Origin of the sequence: Microbacterium sp. LRZ72 (assembly GCF_033792225.1) — a bacterium.
GTDB lineage: Bacteria > Actinomycetota > Actinomycetes > Actinomycetales > Microbacteriaceae > Microbacterium.
The window spans coordinates 1-25,390 of the sequence record NZ_JANGEX010000001.1 but is presented as its reverse complement, the minus strand read 5'-3'; the positions used below and the strand labels follow the sequence as shown (position 1 = coordinate 25,390).

Sequence of the window (25,390 nt, the reverse complement as noted above, 5' to 3'; positions counted from 1 at the left end):
CGGTTCGGGCGCGCCGGCGATACTTGAAGGCCCCGCTCTGGAAAAAGAGGTTTTGAAGTGACTGCCAACGTGGTGGAAAGCGCAACGGCTGGCATCGCCCACGTGCCGGAGATCGGCAGCTTGGTGAACGTGCGGGGCGCGCGCTGGGCCGTCACCGATGTCACGGTGCAGTCGCTGCCGCGCAGTAGCGCCGACGACGGCCGCGCCGAGCTGCAGCACGCGGTTACGATGCAGTCGGTCGAAGAGGACTTCTACGGGCGCGAACTCACCGTCATCTGGGAGCTCGAGCCAGGTCGTAGCGTCATCCAAGAACAGGGCCTACCCACAACCCTGCGCCCCGACCAATTTGACGACCCTACAACTTTCGCTGCGTACGTCGATGCGCTCCGTTGGGGCGCGCTCACCAGCGCCGACCCCAAGACGTTGCAGGCTCCCTTCCGCAGCAGCGCATCCGTCGAGGCATACCAGCTTGAGCCGCTCCGCCGCGCAATCGACTCACCCCGCGCGAATATGCTCCTCGCGGACGACGTAGGTCTCGGCAAGACGATCGAAGCCGGTCTCGTCATACAGGAGCTGCTCCTGCGCCACCGCGCCCGCTCGGTGATCGTGATCTGCCCGGCAGGCCTCGTGATCAAGTGGCAGGAAGAGCTGCGCGACAAGTTCGGCTTGGACTTCGAGATCGTCAACTCCGCGACGATGAAGACGTTCCGACGCACCTTCGGTGTGCACGCCAACCCCTTCCGCGTTTATCCGCGCGTGATCGTCTCGATGTCGTGGCTACCCTCGCCCCGCGCGGAACGCATGCTCGAAGAGGTGTACGCGAGCGTCAAGGACGCACGCACGGCGGACCGTCGCGCGTTCGATGTTCTCGTCGTCGACGAGGCGCACCACGTCGCCCCGGCGACTCCGAGCCGCTCCAATGCCGACAAGGCCCGCTATGCGGTCGACAGTCAGCGCACCATCGCGGTGCGTCGCCTCGCGGAGCTCTGCGAGCACCGCCTGTTCCTCAGCGCGACCCCGCACAACGGCTACACAGAGTCCTTCACCGCCCTCCTGGAGATGATCGACCCGCAGCGGTTCGCTCGAGGTGCGGGTCTCGACGAGAAGGCCCTGCAACAGGTGGCGGTGCGCCGCCTTAAGCGCGACCTGCCAGACGAGGGCTTCCGGCTTCGTGAGGTCCGCCCCCTGTGGTTCGACCCCTTCGACGACGAGGCGAAGGCATACGAGAGGCTCATCGCCTTCACCCGCCGCCGGAACGCCGACATGCGGCAAGAACGCGGCAAGCGCGCGTCCGACCTCGCCACGGTGATCCTGAAGAAGCGGTTCTTCTCCTCTCCCGTCGCCTTCGCGACGACCGCGGAGACGTATCTCCAGGCGCGCGGCGACGAGGATGTGCAGCTTCCCGACTATGACGACATCCTCGGCGACGAGGCATCCGATGAAGAAGAAGGCCGCGTCGAGCAGCCCGAGCTTGAGGCGCTCCGGACGGCAAAACGCGCCCAGGTCGCGCTCACCGATGACGACATCTCCGACCTCGAAGACCTCATCGCCTGGGGCCGAGGCTTTGAAGGCCGTCCGGATTCGAAGCTCGAGGCACTCCTACGGCTTATCGAGGGCGAGCTGATCGTGCCAGGATTCGGCTGGGGAGACGAGCGCATCGTCATTTTCACCGAATACGTCACGACCCTGGAATGGCTACGTGACGTGCTCGAGTCGCGCGGCCTCGGCGGCGAGCGGCTCGCAATCATCGACGGATCGACCGATGCCGACACCCGCGAAGAGACCCGCGCCCGGTTCACCGCGCCCCCGCGCGACGAACCGGTTCGGATCCTGCTGGCAACGGATGCCGCCGGCGAAGGCATCGACCTGCAGACTTACTGCCACCGTCTGGTCAGTTTCGACATCCCGTTCAACCCGAACCGTCTTGAGCAACGAATCGGCCGCATCGACCGTTACGGACAGAACGAGACTCCCCTCGTTTGGCACCCTCGCGCCAACAAGCAGAACACCTCCGACTACGCCAAGGACAACGACCTGCTCGCCCGTCTCGCGAGCAAGATCGCTAATTCCGAGCACGACGGTGTCTCGGCAAACGAGATCATCGCTCCCGACCTTCAACGGGACCTCGGATTCGGCGAGGGTCCGGCACGCAAGGCGCAGACGGATGTCGGAGCACTGGCATTCAACCGAGTCATGCAAGCCGAACGCAATCATCGTCGAACCTTGACCCGCCTTGCCGAACGCCTCGAGGACTCGCGGGACCGCATGCACCTACACGAGGGCAACCTGCTGAGAGTCTTCGAAGAGGGGCTGCGGATTTCCGGGCAGCCTCGCATGATCGAGGTAGCCGACCCGCGCGAGGAAGCGCAGCTCTTCCAAGTGCCCCCCGGCCTGTCTCGAACTTGGTCGCAGGCGCTCATCGGGCTCGACACTCGGCTCGCGAAGGATGTCCTCAGGCCCATCACCTTCGACGAGCACCGAGCGCGACACCAGACCGACGTCGTGTACGCGCACCTCGGCCACCCTCTCATCCAGCGTGCGGCACGCGAGCTGCGAGGGCAGGTCTGGACGCGCACCGAGCATGTTCGGGGGGTGAGTGCGGTGGTCGTCGACGGCTTGGATCAGTCCTTCGCAGCGGGGGTCGCCCGCCTCGTGCTCGTCGGCGAGGGCGGCACTCGCCTGCACGAAGAGGTCTTCCTCGCTGGCACCCGCCTTTCGCGCCGCCAGGATCTCGGCATGGAGAAAGCGGAAGACTTGCTGGCATCCGCGCTAGACGGCACCCGCCTCACCCGCCCGAACGAGCGGCTGCTCGCGAACCTGGTGGCCGACTGGAACACGGAGTCGGATGCGGTCGGTGGTATCCGAAGCCGCGTCAACGCCGCCGTCCAACGCCGCACGGAGCGCCTCCGGGGCGGTGTCGAGTCCGACCTGCAGGAACGACGCGACGCGGAACTCGCCGCCGTCGAAGAGATCTTCGCCCGGTTCCGCAGCACGCTGGAGAGCACACTCACTGCCGCTGAGGAGGCCCGCCGATCCGGCGAGGAAATGCTGTTTCAGCTCCCGGAGGAGAAGCAGCAGCGTGACCGCGACCTCGATCGCATCCGGACGCGTCTGTTTCACCTCGACGACGAGCTGCAGACGGAACGCGACGCTGTCGAACGCCGCTACCGCGATGTGAAGCCGCACACCTTCGTCGCCGCGCTCGTGTTCGCCCTGACCCCCGAAGACGCCGAGAAGGTGGAGGCCGCCGGTGCCCGTTGATGTGTGGGAGTGGTTGTCGCTGATCGACCACGACGGTCCCTTCCTATCCAAGGCGGCACTGAAATCGTTCTATCCGTCGGGGCTCCCCCGCCCCGACGCGGACGAGACGGGAGACGTCTTCGTCGAAGAGTTCGTCCGATGGTCCGCCGCCTGGTCCGCGCCGGCAGATGTCTACGACGCGGCACGTGACCGCTGGGTGACGGCCGTGCTGCGCCACCTTCTGGACTGGACCGAAGACCTCCAGCTGTCCCCCGCAGGCATCGCCGCGCAGTCCCCGAGCGGCGCTGTCACCGTGACGCCTTGGGCCGCGCTGACCGGCGATGGTGGCCCGTCCGCCCTCGTCACCGTTGTGGACCGCACCGATGATCTGCGCTCGATCGGCGCCGACGGCTGGTCGGCGAACGCAATCGACCGCATGGCCGCGCTATTGCGGGAAACCGGGGTGACGATCGGAATCGTCACCGACGGCCGATGGTGGGCCCTGGTCTCAGCGGCGAAGGATGTCACGACCGCCAGCGGCGTGTGGGACGCGCTGCTTTGGAGGGAGGAGCGTCCCAGCCGGGATGCATTCCTCGCGCTCGCGAGCTACACCTCGATGGCGGGAGGCTCCCCGGAGAAGCGACTTCCGTCGGTCTTCGCGAAGAGCGTTGCCAGCGCGGAGGAGATCACCGAAGCGCTCGGCGACCAGGTCCGCCGCGCAGTAGAGCTCGTGCTCCAGTCGATGTCCGATACGCATCTCCGCGCACTCGCTCAGGGCGAGCCCTCTCCGCTGCCTAACGATCCGAAGACAGTCTACGAAGTCGCCGTAACGGTGCTCATGCGCATCGTCTTCCTCCTCTTCGCGGAAGAACGCGGGCTGCTTCCCGAACACGACCTCTACCGTTCCTCGTACGCGATCGCTCGGCTCCGCGAGGAGCTGCAACGTGATGCGACCGCGACCACCGTAGAATCGCTTGACCACTCGTGGGAGGCGTGGCACCGTCTGCTCGCCGCGAGCAACGCGGTCTTCGGCGGGGCCTCGTTCCAGGACATGCGGATGCCCGCCTACGGCGGCTCTCTCTTCGACCCGGTGCGTTTCCCCTGGCTGCACGCCACCGACCCTCAGGGCCGCCTCCGGGTGCGACTCACCGACCGTGCGATGCTCGCCGTCCTCCGCGCCGTGCAGACGATCGAAGACGGCGCGATGCGGCTGTCGTTCCGCGACCTCGACGTCGAGCAGATCGGCTACGTCTACGAAGGCCTGCTCGGCTACTCCGCGGAATACGTCGACGACGTGACGGTCGGCCTTCGCGGCAAGAGCGGGTTCGAGCCCGAGATCCCGCTCACCGAACTTGAGGAGATCGCGGATGCCGCCTCCTCGTCGGCGGACTTCGCGAAGCGTCTCGTCGAGCATCTAAAGAAGACTCAGGAGCAGTCGAGGCCGCGCACCGCCAACCAGATCGCGAAGGCCTATGGAGCCGACGATCCGACGGCCGCCGCCGATGCTCGCACGCGTCTCCGCCACGCCCTCCTCGGCAACGATGGCCTCGCCGCGCGGCTAGAACCCTTCCACGGTCTCATCCGCAACGACCTGCGCAGGTTCCCGTACGTCGTCCCCGCGGGCGGATTAGTGATGACGGAATCCCCGCAGCGCGCGAACACCGGCACTCATTACACCCCCCGCGCTCTCGCAGAAGAGGTTGTGCTGCACGCACTGGAGCCGCTCGTCTACAGCCCAGGACCACTCGACACCGAGACCCGCAGCAACTGGAAGCTCAAGTCATCGGCGGAAATCCTCGACCTGAAGATCGCCGACATCGCCGCTGGATCCGGCGCGTTCCTCGTCGCCGCGGCCCGCTACCTCGCCGACCGGCTCATCGAAGCACGCGCGAACGAAGGTCTCGATGTGGACGGCGAGTCCGATCCTAAAAGGTGGGCGGTGCGTGAGATCGTCGCCCGCTGTCTGTACGGCGCCGACATCAACGGTATGGCCGTCGAGATGTGCAAGCTCTCGCTCTGGCTCATTTCGATGGACCAGGGAAAGCCGTTCTCCTTCGTCGATGATCGCGTCTTCCACGGCAACTCGCTCCTCGGGGTCACCGCGGAGGAGCAACTCAAGACTCAGCATATCTATCCCGAGCGCCGTCGCGGCCGAGAGCAGCTACGCTGGTTCGACGTCGACAAAGATCTCGACGACGCGGCCCGTATCCGACGAGAACTCGCGTCTGGTCAGGCCGACGACGCCGACCGGATGCGCTCCACCAAGGCGAAGCACGCACTGTTGGGCCAGGCCGAGCAGGTCACCTCGAAGCTCCGCGACGTCGCGGACGGCATCATCGCCGCCGGCCTCCTCGAAGGAGGAAAGCCCGGCAAGAGGCTCGACGACCGCTACGACGACCTCGCTGACGCCCTCCGCGCCGCCTACCCCACCGGCGAAGATGTCGGGCCCGACCGCACCGAACTCGACGCCATCATCGACGCCGGTCTCACCCCCACCGCAATCACCGGCGAAGCGCGGTGGAAGCCGCTCCACTGGATCCTCGAAGCCCCCGACGTCCTTCATACCCACGGCGGGTTCGACGCCATCATCGGTAACCCGCCGTTTCTCGGCGGAAAGAAGGTTTCGAACTCGATCGGCAGCAATTCTCGGGACCTCCTTGTCAACGTCCTCGCCGAAGGGACACGCGGAAATGCGGATCTCGTCGCCTACTTTGTTCTGCGCGCCGCGTCGCTCGTCAATTGCCGCGACGCTCAAATCGGGCTCATCACGACTAACACAATCGCGCAAGGAGACACTCGTGAAGTTGGCATCACACGACTCGTCACGAGATTCACGATTCGGCGCGCGATTCGCAGCGCTCCCTGGCCGGCACGCAGTGCTTCCCTGGACTACGCGGCGGTGTGGTTCAGTCGAGCGCTGCTTGCTGAAGACGTACACGCAGTAGTTGACGGGGTGCGAACTCGTCAGGTGTCACCTTTGCTCGAACCAAGCGGCCGAGTATCGGGGGCACCGGTGCGGCTTGGAGGAAACTCGGGCTTGGCTTTCATCGGCTCGTATATCAACGGGAGCGGCTTCCTCCTGCCGCACACTGTGGCAGAGGCGATGATCAAAGACGCACCGAATAACGCCAAGGTGGTGAGGCCAGTCCTGACCGGCGAGGATCTCACTAGCGATCCCCGTTGCGGAAGTCACTCGTACGTGGTCGATTTCGGAGATCGGTCGCACTCTGAGGCGGCTGGCTTCACCTCGCCGTTCGCGCACGTGAGAGATCTAGTTCAGCCGTACCGAGCCACTCTCCTCAAGAAGCCCAAATTGGTGAACAACTGGTGGCAGTACGAGCGGAGGGCGGTCGGCCTCTACCGAGCAATTGCGAAGCAGGAGCGCGTCATAGCCCTCACGCTGGTCAGCAAGCCCGTCATGCCGGTCCTCGTATCGGCGGATCAGATTTTCACACACGGATTAGCCGTGTTCGCGACTGCTGATCTCGCCGATCTAGCATTTTTGTCGTCGACGGCTCACCAAGCTTGGGCCATCACTTACGGCTCCACCCTTGGCTCCACCGTTCGCTACGCTCCATCTGACGTCTTCGAGACGTTGCCGCGCCCAAAAAATACATCCCGGATGCGCGACCTTGGGGATCAGCTTGACGTCTCGCGCCGCGAGATCATGCTACGCCGGCGACTCGGACTAACCGATCTCTACAACCTCGTGAATTCCCCGCACGAAGACGCCGATGGAGACGCCGCCTCAATGCGTTCCACTCATGCGCAGATAGACGCGGCCGTGATGGAGGCCTACGGGTGGACTGACATCCCCCTCGATCACGACTTCTACACATACAGGCAGATGGAGCGGTGGACTGTGAGTCCCGTGGCTCGTGTGGAGATCCTCGACCGACTGCTTGAGGAGAATCAACTGCGCGCAAAGCTCGAATCTGAAGCCGGTTACGCGAAGAATCCGAGTGGCGGTAAGAGCTTCGAAGAATCAGCTGCACCCCTGGGAGCGATGTTCTAGTGACCGATGAATTCAGGATCACATCGACGCAGGTCCGCGACGAACTGGCTAATCTGATCGCCCGCGACCTCGTAGGACCGTGGGACGGGCCCGATGAGACGATCGTAGGCACGCCCCGCGCTCGCTACCTCGCCGGCGCCCTCGCACCGATCTCGCTGCTCGATGGCGCCACGCATGCAGCGGCATCCCCTTCCGGCGAGAACCGCGCGTCGCTCGCCGATGTTCGCTCGGACGAATCCCTCGCCGTGGCCGATCTCAGCAGCGCGCACGAAGTTCAGGGTGTGCCCGCCGACGAAGAGGACTCGATCGCCGAAGCCTCGCCGAGCGAGCCCGACGAGGACCGCGGCCCCGAGTCGAAGATCATCGCCCCGTCATCCATGGGGCTGCGGTTCCAGGTACCGGCGGAGACGACAGTGCTGCGATTCGCGGCGCGTTGGGGCAAGTACGCGGCGCGGCGCGAGGCGGATGAGCAGGGCAAAATCCTGACCTACTACGATCGCACCCTCTTCCAAGAATTCGCCAATATCGACATCTCCGCGATCGCGAACCACAGCTCGACGCGTGCGCCACTGCCTGGGGACGTCGAGATCAGCGTCGAGGTGTTCGACGTCGAGGGCCGTCGCGTCGTCGAGGCGGCACTTCTGAATACGGCGATCACGGGCCGAGAGCTGCCGCCCAAGCTCTGGATGTTCCAGGCCGAGCTTGAGGTCACGGCGCCGAACGGGGACGCCGTCTTCCTTCCCGCCCGTGACGCGATGGCGTCCGACCGCGGCTCTCGGGACCCGGAAGTGCGCCGCCTCGATCTGCTCTACCGCGATCGCCTCGAATTCGCCGTCGGCCGCACAGCCTCCGCGAACTGGGACCTTTCGGCCACGAATCCTCGTCGCGCGACTGCGGTCAGGACGACATGGCTGCCGACGGCGGAGGTACCGCAAACGCAGGCTCCGGCGGTCGAGGGCGTCGTACTCAGCATGAGAGCGCTCATGGAGGCATCACCCGCGGAACTCGAAGCGGGTCTGAGGCCGCTCATCGACGGATACTCGACATGGCTATATGAGCGCACGGAAGAAAACGCGGAGCTTCCAGAGTGGCTGCAACAGCAGGGCAGGATCGGGCTTGAGGACGGCACCGCAGCGCTTGAGCGCCTGCGCGCCGGGCTCGACCTGCTCGTCTCCAACGACCAGGCACAGCGCGCGTTCTGGTTCATGAACCGCACGATGCGCGATCAGCGCCTGCGGTCGCAGGTCGCGGCGCTCCGCATCGAGCAGAAGGAGCTGACGATCGCCGACGCCGTCGCCGAGGTCGAGGCACGTGGCGAGAAGGCAGCATCATGGCGCGCGTTCCAGCTCGCATTCATCCTCATGCAGCTCCCCTCGATCATCGACCCGACGCACGTCCGCCGATCGACGGACTTCGCACGGGCCGAGCTGCTGTTCTTCCCCACCGGTGGTGGCAAGACGGAGGCGTATCTCGGGCTTGCCGCCTTCACATTCGGTATTCGCCGTCTGCACGGCGAGGTCGGCACGCCCGAGGGCCTGCTCGATGGCAGCGATGGCGTCGCGGTGCTCATGCGGTACACGCTGCGCCTACTCACGTCGCAGCAGTTCCTGCGTGCGACCACGCTGATGTGCGCCGCCGAGGTCGTCCGGCGAGAAGACGCCGCGACGTGGGGGGCTGCGCCGTTCACGATCGGCCTCTGGGTCGGCTCGAGCGTCAGCCCAAAGCGGTATTCCGAAGCGGCCGAGCAGGTGAAGGACGTGCGCGAGCGAGACGGAAACTCCGCCTACGGGCTCACCGTTCTTCAGTTCGACCACTGCCCCTGGTGTGGAACGTCGATCAACCCGAAGTCGAACGTTGAAGCCGACGACGTCGAGAAGCGTATCCGCGTCTACTGCGGCGACCGCCGGGCCCGCTGCCCCTTCGCCGCCGGCGGCGCTGCAGAGGTCGGACTGCCCGTACTCACCGTCGATGACGAGATCTACCGGCATCCGCCGACGTTCCTGTTGGCAACCGTCGACAAGTTCGCGCGTCTGGCACGCGAGGGTGAAGCCGCGAGCCTTTTCGGTTACGTCGCGAAGAAGTGCCCCCGTCACGGATACAAGCACCCCGACACCGACGGCAGCGTGTGCGGCGCCGATACGCACAACACGAAGACCGCGAACGGGCGCACGTACCCCGCCTCGCGGGTAACTGAGGTCGGACGGTTGCGCCCGCCCGACCTCATCATCCAGGACGAACTTCACCTCATCACCGGCGCTCTCGGGACGGCTGTCGGCCTGTTCGAAGGTGCGATCGACCTGCTTTCGAGCTGGGAGCTCGGCGATCCCGGAAACGCGAAGTCTGTGAAACCTCTGGTGATCGCGTCAACCGCGACCGTGCGGAACGCCGCTCAGCAGGTGCAGCGGCTCTACGCCCGCGACGTCGAGGTCTTCCCGCCGCAGGTGCTGAGCGTGAGCGACACCTTCTTCTCGAAGGAGGTGTCGCTCGACGAGGCTCCCGGACGCCGATACCTCGGCGTGTGCTTCCACGGCGCACGGCTGACGCTCGCGGAGATCCGCCTCAGCGAGATACTGCTGCTCGCCGGTCAGAAGCTGTTTGACGAGCACGGGGCGGCAGCCGAGCCGTACCTAACCCTCGTGGACTACTTTTCGGCGACCCGCGAGCTCGCCGGCATGCGACGTTACCTCGAAGACGACGTGTCGACGCGGGTAAGCAGCCCCGACAAGACGTCCGGATATCCGAGACGGCGCACGCCGCTCAAAATCGGTGAACTAACGTCCCGCATCTCCTCTTCCGAGATCGGCCGGACTCTCACCCACCTGGCCTCTCCGTTCGAGGCCGAATCCGACACGACCGCAGCCCGCACGATGACCGCGATGAAGCTGAAGGCAGGCGAATCCCTACCCAGCAGGGAGCTTCCATATGACGTCGTCCTCGCGACGTCCATGCTCCAGGTGGGCGTGGACGTGCCGCGCCTCGGCCTCATGATGATCGTTGGCCAACCGAAGAACACGGCGGAGTACATCCAAGCCTCGTCCCGCGTCGGTCGGGAGAGCGAGAAACCGGGGCTGGTGGTAACGCTCGCCAACCGTGCTCGACCACGCGACATGGCGCACTACGAGCAGTTCGGGCACTATCACGACACCTTCTACGCGAACGTCGAAGCGCTCTCTGTGACGCCGTACGCTGAGGCGGCTCTCGAACGCGGGCTGACCGGCCTCATCGTGTCGGCGGCGCGGGTGATCGACGCGACGAGAACACCCGGGGAATCGCTCTCCCCTGAGGTGCATACCGGCGCGGGTCGCATCGCACTGCGACGTACGACAGTGGATGCCCTCGTCGACAAGTTCGTCGCGCGCGTGGCCCTCGCCGCCGACCCGCAGACGGCCTCAAGCATGAGGAGCAAGCTCGTCCTCCGTCTCGATAAGTGGACGGACCGAGCGACCGCCACGTCGGGGGGGCTCACGTATGCGAAGAAGACGTTGCCCGGTCAGATCGTGGAACCGCTCCTGATCAGCCCGGAGGAAACGATCGGTGAGGAAGGTGACCGTCTCTTCCAAGTCGCGAATTCGATGCGAGAGGTGCAGCCGGAAATCGACCTGCTCGTCTCGCCGTTCCCCGGCAAGCTGGCCGAGCCCGTGACAGCGACGACTCCGAAATGGACATTCACGACGAAGAAGGATGCGACGTGACCGAAGCGAACGCGACTGCTCCGACTACGGCGGAGGCCGACGAGACCACGGTCGGCGTCCCCGGTGAGGTCGCAGACCCCTACTCGGACGCCGGCCAACCTAAGAACCGTGCACGCGTTGGTTCCATCCGTCCCAGCGCGATGCTATACACATCGGGCATCGGTGCGACGGTCGATCTGCCACAGATCGCCGTCATGCCGCAGGGCATCGATGCATGGGACAAGGCATACTCCCGGATGGGCGGCGAACCAACGCTCGTCCTCGTCCCGCGTCTCCTCGAAGCTGTGCGACGTCACATGGGTGCGCAGGTTGGCGAACTTCGTCAGCCACCGTGGCTGCCCGCCGAGCTCGGCGGGGACACAACGCCGATCGGCATACCCACGCGTGTCTTCCCTCAGTGGCTGCGATGCACCGGATGCGACCTGCTCGCGCCCGTCACAGCTGCGAGCACGTTCGAGTTCGAGAACACCCGCAAACACCGCCCCGACCTGGCTCGTTTCATCCACCGCTCGTGCAAGGGACGACACAGTGGCACGGCGCGTGCTCGCACCGCTGTGCCTGCTCGATATCTGATTGCGTGCACGAATGGACACATCGACGAGTTCCCCTACGTCGACTGGGTACACGGTGCAGACGGTCACCGCGCCGAGTGCGTCCCCCAGCCGAAGATGCGGATGCTGGAGTGGCGCTCGAACCTCGGCCCACAGGTGTCGATCAAGTGCGTGCAATGCGGGATGTCCCGGAATATCGTCGAACTCACCCGTGCGGGGGGCGAGGCCTCCCTGCCGAACTGCCGCGGGCGGCATCCGCATCTCCCTTCGTTCGCGTCGCCGGACAACCCGTGCACCGGTGAGGTGCGGCTCATGTTGCTCGGCGCGGCGAATCAGTGGTTCCCCGCTACGATCAGCGTGCTCGTGCTGCCGTCACGGAAAGTGCCGCAGCCCTCCGACATCGTGAGAGAAGTCATGGGGCTACCTCCTGGCCAGCTAGCAAACGTGACATCTCTCGCATCGGTCGCGCCCTGGCGAATATTCGCGGCCCCGAACATCACCGGGAAGTTCGTGGGCATCTCCGACGAGCAGCTATGGCAGGCGATTCAGGTCGCACGAGGTGGCCTACCTCCCCTTTCGCCCGCTGTCACCGAGCCCGACGGGTACGACCCGAACTATCTGCTCGCGCCGGAGTGGGAGACACTGACCCATCCCGAAGAGTTCCTCACCGAGGACCGACGGAACGGCTTCAAGGTGCACCGCGTGCCGATAGCGGCGTCGATCGATACGGTGATTTGCGATGTCGTCGCCGTCGATCGTATCCGCAAGGCGAACGCGTTCATCGGCTTCACACGCATCGATGCGCTGGACCGGGTCGGCGACGATGCGGCCCGCATCGCGCCGATCGGCCTTTCGGACAAGCCAAAATGGACGCCCGCTACCGAGGACCGCGGCGAGGGAGTCTTCCTGCGCTTCGATGAAGAAGTCGTCGAAGCGTGGGAAACCGGTGTCCTGAACAGCAAGGTGTGGGCGGAGCACTGTGCCGCCCACAAGCGGAATCTGGCGCGACGCCAGAGCAGCACCGCTGCCGCGGTCGACGCCGACGATCGGATGCCGCCGCCCCGCTACTGGGCGCTGCACACGCTCTCACACCTGCTGATCCGCGAGATGGCGATGTCGAGCGGATACGGCTCGGCGTCTCTGTCGGAGCGCATCTACGCGTGGCGTGCCTCGGAGACGCGCGATTCGGCCGCCGGCATCCTGATCACGACGACCTCTCCCGACAGCGAGGGCACACTGGGCGGCCTCGTCGATCTGGCGCGGACGGAGCGACTGGATTCTGTGATGCAGGAAGCGCTTCACCGTGCACAGCGCTGCTCATCCGATCCGATTTGCGCGCACCGCGTGCCCAAGAATCAGGAGGATTTCCTGCACGGAGCGGCGTGCCACGTCTGCGCCTTTCTCTCGGAGACTTCGTGCGAGCGGGCGAATCGCTTCCTTGATCGGCGCTTCGTTCTCGGGCTCCACGGCGGCTCATTGGATGTCGAACCGCTACTGGTGGGAGTCGCAGTGAGCGCGAGCTGATGGCCGATCCATTCGTTGAACTTGCGTCAAGGTTAACCGCGGCAACGGCGCTGAAGGTTGCGTCAAGTCTCGAGATCGACGGCCGTCTCTCGAAGGCGCTGGAGAAGCTGCCTCCGGACTCCGAGGTCTCGCCTGCTCTGAGCTCCTGTCATGCCGCTCTCGGCCCGGACGCACTCGTTTCGGTGCTGCGAGGCTTCGCCATCGCCGCCGGGACCAATGCCAGCGATATCCGTGCGGTGTGGAGCGGCCCGTCGTTCGACGGCGACAGCGATCACACCACGTCGGCGCTTGCGCACCTGATCGACAGTGCCCACGAGGATGTCTTCGCATCAACCTACTCGGCGACCGCGGACTCCGTTTTCGTGCAGGCGCTGTGGCGAGCCATCGCCCGCGGTGTGCGCACAACACTGCTCATCGACTCGAAGGTGAAAGACGGACAAACGGCAGCCATGCTTCAGCGGAAGCTCGCCGGCGCCCGGTTCTGGACGTACTTGCCGCCAAACGGGCAGTACGCGGCACAGCACGCGAAGGTCGTGATCGTAGATTCGCAGAGTGCATTTGTGACCAGCGCAAACCTCTCAGTCGCCGCGGCCGAACGGAACCTTGAGGCGGGCGTGATCATCCGTAATGCGGATTTCGCTTCCGGCATGAGGCAGCGCTTCACCAAGCTCTGGCAGGCGGGCGAGATCACCGATGTCGCGGCGCCATGACGATGAGCGAGTCGTGGGCGACGTCCCAAGGAGCCCGCAAAGTCGATGATTGCGAATAGGCGCCCGGCTTGCGGCGGCGTGCGGACATCGTCTTCATCCCGGCTCGCATCGCGGTCTTCATCGACGGATGTTTCGCCCAACCCACAAGACCTCACCGCTACGAAAGAGCGAATACTGGGGCCCGGAGCTCGCGGCGAATGTCGAGCGGGACCGCGATATGGATACGCGGCTCCGCGCGGCGGGCTGGCAAGTCCTGCGCTTCTGGGAACAAAGGAACCGTCTACACCTGCTGAGGCGGTTGCGGATACGCTCACGCAGGACGCGCGCGATTAGAGAAGCTCTCCAAGGTGGACGTCGGAGAGGCAGCGCTGCAGCTCATGCGCACGGTAGTTCTTGTCGAAGTCTGTATGTTGGCGGCTCAAAGCGCAGGTTCCTCGACCAGTTCGAGCAGCTCTTCGGCGTCGAGCCTCTGCTCCGGATCGGCACGACCGTCAGAGAAACGAATGCCGTCAGCCTGCAACGCTGCCACCGGGTCCCGGTCGTTACCGGGATCAATCCAGCGAAAGTTATCGGCGATCGTGCCGTTGTACGTCAGCACTCGGTAGGCGTGCGAGCAGTCCGTGCAGCTGGCGAGGTGGTTCGCCATCGGCTGCGCGCTTGTCCCTACCGCTTCGGCGAGGTTGTCGTAGTTCGTCCATTTTCCGTCCGGCATTACCTCGAGGATCGCGTGCGCCAACGACCAGTCGAAGCGGCGTGAATCACTGAACCGACGCTGGTAATAGGCGAGGTCCATTTCGTCAAAGACCGGACGCGGCCAGATGCGGGCTGCTTGCACCGCGAGCGAGCTCGCCCGTTGCTCGATCTCCGCAGCTCCCCACCTGTCGAGCTGCCCGATGCCCTGGTTGAGGCGCAATGGACTATCTTTAAAGCCGCCCGCCATGTCTCGCTTCTCCAGGAACGGTCGGTCGGAGTACTCAGGGTTGTAGCCGGTCAGCGTCAGGTTGCCGAGCGCATGCAGGTATCGATCGTGGATCACCTGCCAGTCATCGCCAAGCGCCGTCTGCCAGGCAGTATTGGCGTTCTGCGGCATGATGTGCTCGATCGTGTAGTCCGCTATGGAGACCTCTTCCTTCCGCCCGTAATTCTCCATCTTGCGGAAGAAGTAGGCCCGACGCTTGATGCTGTACATGTCCGTCGTCTTGAGCGATTCCTCGAACTCCTCGTCCGTTGGAAACCGGCGGTAGTCAGGGAGTGTCAGGAGGCGAGCGCAAATACCCTCGACGTAGTTGTCGGGATCAATCGCCGAGGCGAGCGTCGCGAATGTCTTGTTCAGGCTGTTCGTCGGGATTCGACACACCGCACGACGGAATACGTACGAGATGACGACGTCAAGGATCTGAGCGAAAGCCTGCGTCGGCAGACGACCTGCCACGTAGTCGCCGTACAAATGCAGTTGAAATGGATAGACCACGGTCGCGAGCAGATCGATCTCAGCGAACCGACGTGCAAGCCGTGGGTCGGTTTCGGTGCCGAGCGCCATCGCTGCGAACCAGGAAGCGTGCCTACTGAGATCGACGACGAGTTCCTCACGGGCTACGCCATCGGCTTCCTGGCGGAAGGCGTACGCCTTGAACGCATCGTAGATCTCGTCGATACGCGGAATGGCATTCGTATTGCTCTTCATCGTCAGATAGTGACGCACGAACTCGTCGAAACGCTTTTCGTTCGAACCCTGGAACTCCCGTTCCATCGGGAACCAGTAATCCTCATACAGGCGCTCCTGGCGGGTCGGCGGCAGATCCATCAAAACAAAGTTGCGAATCAGGTCAGCCTGCGAGAGCTTCTTGCCGGTAGCGTTCATCGACTCGAAGACGAGCTGCGGGTCGTCCATCCCACGCGTGAGCTTGACGTCCACGACAACAAGCTTGTCGAGGCCAAGGCAGACGGCGACGAGATCGACGCCCGGCTCACGAAGCTTCCGGAGGAAGTAGTCGTAGTTGAAGACAACGCGCGACGCGGTGTCCGGAAGTGGCGCGTTGCGTACGACAGCCTTCAGCGCGTCCTTGTCACGCTGCGTCAACAGAAGTTTGAAGTAGTCATCGCCGGACTCGTACTGATTCGTCAAGTACAGACCACGGATCTTCTGCGGGGCGAACCCCGGCACCGGCTCGCGGTCCTGCTCAGGGAGTTCCTCAAGTCGAGCGGCGAGTGCTGCCAACAGCAGGGTCACCGTGGTCACTCGTTGCTGGCCGTCGATGATCAGATCCGGCTCGCGCGAAGTTGTCGTTCCTTGGTCACGCTCGATGTAGACGATTGAGCCGGTGAAGTGGTTGTTCAGATGCGTACGAACACCTGCACGGACGAGGTCGTTCCACAGCTGCGCGCACTCGGCCTCACCCCACGAGTAAACGCGCTGGTAAATGGGCACCACGAACCGCTCGCTCTTCTTGAGCAACTGTAGGAGGTTCGCATCGACAGCCTTCACTGCGTTGCTCCCGCGCACGCGCAACTAAGGTGGTGCGGCCGGATGCGCCGCCCGTCTCCAGATCTTAAGGTCATAGGTTCATCTCCTGCTCGCACGGCGCGTCACTTTCTGCGGGTTCGCTTCCACGGTATCGGGACCGGCGACATTCGACTGGTCCGCCGCCGGGCCGTTCGCGTGTACACAAGCACGCATGTTGACCGCAACTACTCATTGCACCACCGCGACCACGGCCCCCGATGCCGAGCGTTCGAGGCGTCCCGTCGCCACCCCCAGTTCAAGCGCACGTTCCAGGCGCGCCGAGATCTGTTCGGTCACGCGCTTACCGCCGAAGAGTGCGAGCGCCTCACGTTTGAGCTCCTCGTCCTGCATCCCGCCGCCGAGCTGCGCGACGACGGCCATCGCATTCGCGATCTCTTCGAGCGCGACGTGGTCGAGCACTCGTCCGTCGCCAGGTTCGCTCGTACGCACGATCCGCCACGTCTCGGGCTCGAACCGCGTCGGCCACGCGAACGCCGGGTCGTCGCCTTTCGAGTGCTCCGGCGGAAGCTGCTGAAGAATCGCCGAGGCACGTGCGGCGGCCACGCGCGAAAGCCCGAAGCCTTCCGCGACGAGCTTCGCCAACCGCACCTTCGCGATCGGGCCCTCGTACGCGACCGCACTGATCAGCGCTTCGCGCACCTTCTGCGCCGCCCACGGAGCGGGCAGCGCATCGAGCACGTCGACCCCGCTGAGAAACCCCGGTCGCCACGCTTCGAAAATCCGCAGGTTCGCATGACGGATGCCGCGGTCGGGGGCGGGAGCGACGGATTCCGGGGCCGCCGCCGCTCGCAGAAGGCCAGACGGGGCGTCGACCGCGCCACCTGAGCCGCCGATGGGCGACGGCGTCTCTTCCGCTTGATCAACGGACATCTCCTCGACCGGGTCGCCTCGCTCGTCGATCGCCACCACGGCTTCGGCCGCAGCATCCACCGCCGACGTCAGTCGCTCGAGGGTCGCCTCGCGATCCTGCAGCCACTCCGGCAACCACACACGCTCGACGCCGGGCCACCGCATCAGCGCTCCGAGCACCTCCACCGGCAGCCCGTCGCGATCGGCCACCGTCCGGCGCGCACGCCAGCCTTCGCCATCGAGCAGCACCGCCACCAGAGGCTGATCGGGGTCGTCCCCCCTAGCGAGGGAAAGGTCAACACGGAAGTCGGACAACCCGACGTCGGTCTTCACGGCCAGACCCCGATAGCGCAGTTCTGCCGCGATCTCGTCGCGATGACGGTCGACGATCGGCTCGCGGTGCTGTGAGTCGTCCGTCGACTCGACGCCCCGCTGGGCGAGCTCGAGGTACGCCTTCAGATCCTTGATTCCGCGCGACGACGTCTGTTCGGCACGCAGGTCGGCGGGATCGAAGCTCGAGTAGAGCACGACCTGGCGCCGCGCGCGCGTGATGGCGACGTTGAGCCGACGCTCGCCACCGGCTCGCGAGAGCGGGCCGAAGTTCAGCGGCAGCACCCCACGCTCATTCTTGCTGAAGGCGACGGAGAAGAGGATCGTGTCGCGCTCATCCCCCTGCACACTCTCGAGGTTCTTCACGAACAACCCGTCACGCTCGTCCATGGCGCGGCCGATGCGCTCGTCGGGTGCGTCACGCAACATGTTCTCGATCAGATTGCGCTGCTGCACGTTGAAGGTGATGATTCCCAGCGACGGCGTCCTCTCGCCGGCCAGCGCGAACCGACGCGTCACCTCGTCGACGATCGCCTGCGCCTCGACGAGATTCGTGCGGAGCACACCCCGGCTACCGCTCCGGGCGAACTGCCCCTCGACGCGCACGAGCGAAAGGCCGTAGTCGGCCGCCACCGAGCCTGGCTGGGCGGCAGGACTTGCGGGCCCATGGCCACCGTTCGTCGCGGTGATGGCCCGCAGTGGCGCGGGGAACGACGACAGTCGGCTCTCGTAATACTGGTGATTGCTGAACGCGATCAGCGCCTCGTCCTGGCTGCGATAGTGCCACGACAGCCACTTGCTCGGCACCCGCGCCTGGGTGCACTCGGTGAGGATCGACTCCTCATCGGCCACGGCGCCGGCATCCGTGTCGTCTTCGGCGTCGGCGCTCACCTCGGCGAACGTGCTGGGTGGCATCTGCTTCGAGTCCCCCACCACCACGACCGATGCGGCACGGCCCATCGCGCCGATCGCGTCGGCGACGCGGATCTGCGACGCCTCGTCGAAGACGACGACGTCGAACATCCCCGCCCGAGCGGGAAAGAACCGCGCGACGGACTCCGGACTCATCAGCATGCACGGAGTGATCTGGGTGATCAGGTCACCGTACTTCTCCATCAGCGCTCGCACGCTGTCCCCACCCCGCTGCCGGCCGAGCTGTCGCTTGAGCGCGCCCATGTCGCCGCCGTCGTAGTTTGGGTCGAACGCACGCCGCCCCAGGATGTCGGACGGGATCGCCCGCGGCAGCTCGCCGCGGATCGCCGCCGAACTCGCGGTGAAGCGCTCGATGGTGCGGTTGTGCACTCGCGGGTCGAAGTCGCCGAGCGCGGTCGCGTCCTCCCGCTCGCGGATGGATGCGGCGGCCACACCCTTGCCGAACGCCAGGGAAGCTTCTTCGGCACGCACCCGCCCCTCGAGCACTCCCGCGCGCGCTTCGTGCATGCCGTGCTGCCGCAACGGCTCGACATGTCGGACGAGGTCCAGCCACCGGGCGAGGGTGACGGGCTCGGTCGTGCCGAGATTGCGCGCGGCAGCGGTCCGTTCCCATGCGGGGATGATTCCTCCGTCGCCCGCCCATGCGGCGAGGCGGTCGCCCGATGCACCCGGATCGCCGGTTGCCGCAGCAGTTGCGAAAACGCGCCACGCCTCGGCGAGCGTGGTGAGCTTCTCGGCAAGCGCTGCGTCGGAAGGAGCGTTGCGGTAATGGTCGCGGATCTCGGAACGCAGATCGCCCGCGGATGAGTCCTCCGTCGCGAGCGCCCCAGCGAGCCAGGCGAGCCAGGTCAGTGGTGTGAGGACGGATTCGATCTGGCCGGGCAGGAACGGATTCCACCCGCCCTCCGCCAGCGGCTGCGGCAACCGCTGCAGGTGGTCGGCCAGCGCCTCCACCCGTTGGGCCGTGTCAGCGATCGCGCCGGTCAGGCTCGACAGGTCGCGCAGCGGGACGCTCGCCGCCTCGCCACGCACGTCCGCAGCGAAGCGCTCGAGTACAGCACGGCGACGCTTCTTGCGCCCGAACCACGATGATTCATCGGCGGCCACCGCGGCCGCGTGGATGTCGACGACATCCCGAGCGAGCACACTCGCATCCACCTGTTCGAGCCACGCCGGCGGTTCGCCGACGAGGGCTTGCACGTCACGGCTCAGGCGATCGATCTCGGTCGCCCGCGACACCGTCGCGGCATCATCAATGGCGTCGAAGGGATAGCGCGGCGCACGCATGACGCCGGCCCAGACATCCAACTGTTCGGGAGCGACAACGCGAGCGAGCATGCCCTGCGGCGCGCCCGCCGACTTCGCCTCGCCGATCGCCGAGTCGAACGCGCGCGCCGCCTCGTGCACAGCAGCGCTGTCGAACGAGATGCCGTCGCCGACATCGATGAACGCCCACGGATGCTGGGGTCCGGGCCGTGCGAGGTCGCTGACCTCAGGGAGGGTGCGAAGGATCTGGCGGAGCTGGTCGAACACGGACTGCGGCGCGGTCGCGACCAGCTCCGCGGGTACCTCCAGCGGTGTGACGGTCTGCTCGGCGGCGAGCAGCTGCGACCGTGCCGAGTAGAGCGACAGTCCGGCGGTATTGGGCTCATGCACCCGCTGTGCATAGCGCCACAGAGCGCCGCGACTGGCCTCGGCGCCTTCAAGCTGCGCCGTGAGCGCCGCCCGGTCGGGGCGCGCTCCCGCGTCGAGTGCCTTCCTCAGCTGCTCGCGGACCGCGTTGGGGCGCGCGCCCTTGTCGTGCAGGTCGAGTGAGAAGGGGCCGAGGCCGACGGCGTCGAGGCGGTCTTTCACCACGTCGAGCGCAGCACGCTTCTCGGCCACGAACAGCACGCGTTTGCCCTCCGACAGCGAATGCGCCAGCAGGTTCGTGATCGTCTGGGATTTCCCTGTTCCAGGAGGGCCCTCGAGCACGAAGGTGCGTCCCGCGACAGCTTCGGCGACGGCCTCGAGCTGCGACGAGTCCGCAGACACCGGCACCTGTGTCGCGAGTGTGTCGAGGTCGACGTCATCCGGCGCTGGAGCGTCGTCGGCGAACGCCTCGTTCGGGTGATGGATCAAGTGCGTGACGAGCTGATTGCTCGCGAGTTGTTCCCAGTTCTCGTCGAGGTCCTTCCACAACCGGAACTTCGCGAACTGCAGGATGCCCAGGTGCACGGTTTCATCCACGGTGAACGGGCGCTTGGCATCGATCATCGCCTGCCGCACAGCGTCGAACGCTTTCGCGAGGTCGATGCCCGCGGCATCCTGCTCGGGGTTCTCGAGTCCGGGGATCTCGATGCCGAAGCTGACCCGCAGCTTCTCGAGCAGGCAATAGTTCGGCGTCGACGCGCTGGCCTCATCGATCGTGAGCTTGAAGGACTGCCCCCGCGACACGCTCTCGAGCGTGACCGGGACCAGGATCAGCGGGGAACGCAGGTCTTTGTCGTTGAAACTCCAGCGCAGCGTTCCGAACGCGAGATAGAGGTTGTTGGCTCCCGTCTCCTCTTCCACTGTTCTGGCTTTGGATGCGAGCGCGCGCAGGCGGGTCGTGTAGCTCGCCTGGGTGATGTCCGATGTGTAGACCTGGCGGTTCTCGGCGAGCAGCATCTCGCGATCGGCGGGCGCGAGGTCGCGACCGAACCGGAGGCCGCGTTCTCTGGCGATCTGCGGCACGGCGTCGGAGGCGAGCAGCGTCACCGCCGTCCCCCCGTTGATCATGTCCTCGAGGCGCGGCAACGCACCCTCGGGTACTGCGAGGGAGTGGCCCGCGCGGTCGGTGAAGTTGATGAGCCGGTTGCGCAGACTCAGGTCGAGCAGGGCGTTCTTCCACTGGGTCACGCGGGCCGGCGGCTGCGGTCGCCCGTCGGCCGTCTGCACGCCGACCTCGGGAACGTACGGGGCCGGGGCCTCACGTGCCCCCGGGTGGTACTCGACGACCGTGACCTCACCCTCGGGCGAGACGCTCCGACTCGGCAGCGGAAAAATGCCGTTCTGGCGGGCGCCACGAATGTCGGTGATCCCCAGCACCTCATGTCGGCGCGTAGACAAGTAGGCGCGGGGCGCCTGACGAGCCGCGACGAAATCCGACGAGGTGGCACCGCCGGTGACCATCGTCGTCTCGACGAGGCCGATGCGCCCCAACTCCACGTGGTTAACCACTTCTTCGATGTCGGTGGTGGCAGGCACGCCGAGCGTGCGCTCCTCACGCCAGTACCCCAGGAAGATGTGACCGTCGGTCAGCCACATGATGGGGTTGATGCCGGCTTCTTCGAGGAGCGCCGCCAGCGTGAGCGTCGTATCGAGGCAGGTACCCAGGCGCCCCTCGAGCACCTCTTGAGGTGTGCGGACCTTCTGCCCTTCCAAACCCCAGCTCGCGGGCGGCTCCGCATAGCGAATATCGCGGGAGCGGACGCTGTCCCAGATCGCCTCGACGATGGCATCGACCCGCTCGGGTTCGCCCGACTGGTAGCCGTCGAGCGCGGAGCTACGAGTGGAGCGCCCCAATCGATCGGATGCTTCGCGGAGCACCGGGGCGAGCGCGAGTGCCTGCGGCTGCACGAAGCAGGCCAGCAATTCGAGCGCGAAGTGGAGGCCCGTCACAATCCACTGGTTGGCCGCCAGGACAGTCACCGGGTGGGGGTGACGCGCGAGGACAACGCCGTCCGGGTCGCGGAGTGTCACGTCGATGGAGCCGCGCTGAAAGGTGTCGACCTGCAACATCTTGGCCGGGTCGAGAGCGAGATCCGGCAACCGGATGATCGTCGTTCCCGAGGGGGCCAGGTCGAGGATGATCACTTTCGGGTCACCGAGCGAACCCGCGGCGCATGTCGCTTCGATCTCGAGTGAGGCCGCCCGCAGCTCAAGACCCTGATACGAAATGCCGACCTCTTGGACGACCGTGATCCCGGCGTGCGACATGGCGTAGCTGAGCTCGGAGACCGCGTCGAGGCGCAGGCTTGCGCTGCCGGCAGGTGCAGGTGAGGGCGGCGGTGCAGCCGGCGAAGGGGCTTGGGGCTCTCCGACATCCGACCGCCGCTCATCGTCGCGTCGGGTACGCATGCTTCGGCGCGTCGGCGGGGCATCCGCCGTGGGCGCGTCTGCGGCGAGCAGTTGCGGCGTGGCCGGGGCCGGCGGCGGGGTGGGGAGCGGCCGGGTGGTGCCGCCGGCGAGAGCGGCCAGGATGGCGGGCTTCCGCTCCGCGATAGACGCAGCTTCTTCGGTCGCACCGATCTCACGGAGCAGAAGCTCGGCGGAGTCGAGCGCGCGATACGCTTCCGCCGGGCTGAACGCGACCTGATGCGCGTGACGGTTTCGGACATCGCGCATCTCGCTCACCCAGTTGCGGGCCTGGCGCGAGAGATGTGAGGTGAACGGAAAGCCGAGGTTGCCCAGCTTCTCGGACATCACGCGCAGCATCAGGCCGACGTCATTGACATGATGATGAGCGGTCGGCCGCCCTGCTTCCTCGTCTTTTCGTGCGATGACCTGCACCCAGGTGATCCCCGGCGGGAGCACCTCGACGAAAACGCGATCGACGAACGGGCGCAATCCCTCGGCCACATCGTCGATGGTGTCGCCGACGAGTGCACGGGTGTCCACGGTCATGGTCCTCCTCCCCGACCCGGCCGCGCAGTACCCCCTCGGCCCGCAGTCAGCCGGGCAGGCCCATTCGGGAGCATAGACGATGGGCGCTCACGCCCGCTTGCGCGCAACATCGAGCTCCACGGGCTCCGACTCGTGCGCGAGGCGCTGCCCGTCGGGCCCCTCGTAGCCGTCGAAGAAGTACAGGTAGTCACCGCCCACCGATTCCTCGTCGTGGCGCACGTACGCGGCGTACGCGACGATGTCCGGATAATCGCCGATCGGGCTCCCTGCGAGCCTCGGTCACGTGCTGACGATGGTCTCGGCAGCATCGAGCAGCCGCCAGGCATGTAGAACGAGTCGGGAAGCGTCCGCGTGCGTCGGCAGTCGATCGCCGTACGACTGTGCCGACTTCGCGGCCAGAAGTGTGTCGAGGTGCTTTGCGCTCGATGCACTCGACGCCTGACGTAGCGCCGCTACGGCATTGCTGTGGGACTCGGACGCGACCTTGTAGCCGAGCACGTGCCCGCACACCGCGTCGCTTGCGGCGATTCCCGCACTGACTGCGATCTCGGCGGCGTGCTTCCACTCGTGCGGGCTGGATCCGCTGAGTTGCAGGTCTGCCGACGCGAGCCGAGTCACTGCATCTTTCAGCCGAATGCGCACGGCGGCGGCATCCATGGACTGGCGCCTCGGACTGATGCGCGGAGTCATGCGGCGTTGCTCGATAGGGCCGCCAGCGTTGGACCGTAGATATGGATACCGTCTGTCACGACACCGCCGAGGAACGCATCCTGCTCCGCGAGACGCTGGTCGAATTCCGCGCGTTCGAGCGAGAACACCTGAGTCTCGTTGCCGGTGATGTGCGCGACATACTCCGCCAGCCGGTAACCGAGGTCGGCGCGCACGTCGGAGTCGACGCCGTCGGGATAGACCAAGAGCAGGTCGATATCGGAGTCGAGGCTGGAGTCACGCCGCGCAACAGAGCCGTAGATGAGGACGGTGAGGCGCGACGACTCCGTTACCTCACGGGGCGCAATCTCGTCGAGGAAGCCCCGGATGCTCTCGAAAACCCGCGATCGAGCGGTCAGTCCCATCTCCACTGACGGCCACAGTACGTGCTCGCGGTTGGCCCGGTAGATGATCGCCGGCGGCCGCGCTTCTGAGGTGACCAGTCCGACGTGAACGAACCCCGCGAGCGCTCGATGGACGCTCGACGTGGAACCGGTTCCCGCCAGCGCGTGGACTTGCCGTCCAGAGAATCCCGCGTCGCTGCGCGCGAGAACCCGCAACACGGCTGCCTCGACGGCAGACATGAGGCCTTCCAACGGCTCACTTAGATTCATGTGACGATCTTGGCACGATTGTCACGATATTGGAACACCTGTGGCCGAAGCTTCACGTCACGCACACCTACCCCTGGTTCGCGGCAAGCTCTGCATCAATGACGACTCCGACGGAGGGGCGTTCACAGGTCGGCTAGAGCATCGAGTATGCGCTCATTTCTCGCGCCGACGAACTCGAGCTGTCTGTCACGGAACGTGACGTACTCCTCGTAGGTTGCCGGCAGCGGCGAGCCGCCGAACTCGTCGAAAGGCAGATAGAACCGGACTTCGTCAGTGTCAGCAGCCACGAGGTCTTGGAGAAGAAAGAACTCTGCGTAGCCACGGAAGCTCTCGAACAGACCGAAGAAGTCATCGTAGCGCGAGAGCACCTCGCTGAGCGGGCTCTCGCCACCGTCGTAGTGGCGACGAATGCTCTCCAGCGTGAGATCGAACCGGTCCTTGATAGCGGGGCTCCACCCCCGAGCCTGATTGAACGTCTGCTGACCATCGACTCGATTCGCCGGAAATACAAGCCGCCCACCGATCGTCCCGCCGTCGACATGCCACCTCTCATTGACGCCCGGCGGCATCTGCTCGTAGAACGCTCGTCGAGGACCGCGGCTGGAGTTCGCCAGGGTGTCACTCGAGAGCGTGAAGGTGCCGGCATCGGATTCGTGCCTGAGACGGTGGACCCGGCCTTGTCGCTCGATCGTCAGCTGAAACGGCGTCCCGTTCGGCAACGGCTTGCTCCAGAGCATTGCGTGGTACTTGTACAACGTCGGGCTGTACGAGTCCGGGTCCTTGCCGCCGGCATCAGCGGCGAAGTTGATGGTGGTGTCGATCGTCATTGACGGCATGAGGGAAGGCTAGAGCAACCGTCCGACACGCGGGTCCTATTAAGATCCGGCTTCGTCGAAGCACTGAACTGGCGGGCCGCGCGGGACCGGGAGACGATGACGATCACGCGCAATGACCACGAATCTGTGCCGTCGGGCACCTAGTAGTACTTGGTTAGGTTCTTGTTAATGGTCGTGGGAGCTGTTAACGTCGCGGCGTGCGAGCGGATGAGATCGA

11 protein-coding genes are annotated in these 25,390 nt (G+C 65.5%); 5 read left to right on the top strand and 6 right to left on the bottom strand.

Annotated elements, in window-relative coordinates; all coding sequences use genetic code 11:
- The first annotated feature begins 57 nt into the window (after nt 1–57).
- Genes drmD through drmC form a run of 5 tightly spaced genes read left to right on the top strand, consistent with a single transcriptional unit; the run spans nt 58 to nt 13,732 of the window.
- The gene (gene drmD, locus M4I32_RS00055; protein ID WP_319032445.1) at nt 58–3,261 is read left to right on the top strand and encodes a DISARM system SNF2-like helicase DrmD; all 3,204 of its coding nucleotides are present in this window, start codon (nt 58–60) and stop codon (nt 3,259–3,261) included.
- The gene (locus M4I32_RS00050; protein ID WP_319032444.1) at nt 3,251–7,255 is read left to right on the top strand and encodes a DNA methyltransferase; all 4,005 of its coding nucleotides are present in this window, start codon (nt 3,251–3,253) and stop codon (nt 7,253–7,255) included. The genes drmD and M4I32_RS00050 overlap by 11 nt, the downstream gene beginning before the upstream one ends.
- On the top strand, nt 7,255–10,947 hold the full coding sequence (drmA, locus tag M4I32_RS00045) for a DISARM system helicase DrmA (protein ID WP_319032443.1): 3,693 nt from the start codon (nt 7,255–7,257) through the stop codon (nt 10,945–10,947). The genes M4I32_RS00050 and drmA overlap by 1 nt, the downstream gene beginning before the upstream one ends.
- Entirely contained in the window at nt 10,914–13,022 is a 2,109-nt protein-coding gene (locus tag M4I32_RS00040) for a DUF1998 domain-containing protein (RefSeq protein ID WP_319032442.1), read from the top strand. The genes drmA and M4I32_RS00040 overlap by 34 nt, the downstream gene beginning before the upstream one ends.
- Entirely contained in the window at nt 13,022–13,732 is a 711-nt protein-coding gene (gene drmC, locus M4I32_RS00035; protein ID WP_319032441.1) for a DISARM system phospholipase D-like protein DrmC, read from the top strand. Before M4I32_RS00040 ends, drmC begins: the two co-directional genes overlap by 1 nt.
- Nucleotides 13,733–14,150: 418 nt before the next feature.
- Here drmC and M4I32_RS00030 read toward each other — a convergent pair whose 3' ends face one another.
- The 6 genes from M4I32_RS00030 to M4I32_RS00005 all read right to left on the bottom strand — a co-directional run bounded on the left by M4I32_RS00030 (nt 14,151) and on the right by M4I32_RS00005 (nt 25,164).
- Complete coding sequence (locus tag M4I32_RS00030) at nt 14,151–16,217, bottom strand: DUF262 domain-containing protein (RefSeq protein WP_319032440.1); 2,067 nt, start codon at nt 16,215–16,217, stop codon at nt 14,151–14,153.
- Between the two features lie 207 nt (nt 16,218–16,424).
- Nucleotides 16,425–23,015 (bottom strand): DUF4011 domain-containing protein, encoded by a 6,591-nt coding sequence (locus tag M4I32_RS00025; protein WP_319032439.1) that lies wholly within the window; start codon nt 23,013–23,015, stop codon nt 16,425–16,427.
- 87 nt (nt 23,016–23,102) lie between these two features.
- Nucleotides 23,103–23,234 (bottom strand): hypothetical protein, encoded by a 132-nt coding sequence (locus tag M4I32_RS00020; RefSeq protein ID WP_319032438.1) that lies wholly within the window; start codon nt 23,232–23,234, stop codon nt 23,103–23,105.
- Between the two features lie 60 nt (nt 23,235–23,294).
- Nucleotides 23,295–23,672 carry a hypothetical protein gene (locus tag M4I32_RS00015; RefSeq protein ID WP_319032437.1) on the bottom strand — a complete coding sequence of 126 codons (378 nt, stop codon included), beginning with the start codon at nt 23,670–23,672 and terminating at the stop codon, nt 23,295–23,297.
- Nucleotides 23,673–23,701: 29 nt separating this feature from the next.
- Entirely contained in the window at nt 23,702–24,307 is a 606-nt protein-coding gene (locus M4I32_RS00010) for a nucleotidyltransferase domain-containing protein (RefSeq protein WP_319032436.1), read from the bottom strand.
- A 152-nt stretch (nt 24,308–24,459) separates the two neighbouring features.
- Entirely contained in the window at nt 24,460–25,164 is a 705-nt protein-coding gene (locus M4I32_RS00005) for a DUF6994 family protein (RefSeq protein ID WP_319032435.1), read from the bottom strand.
- Nucleotides 25,165–25,390: the final 226 nt, after the last annotated feature.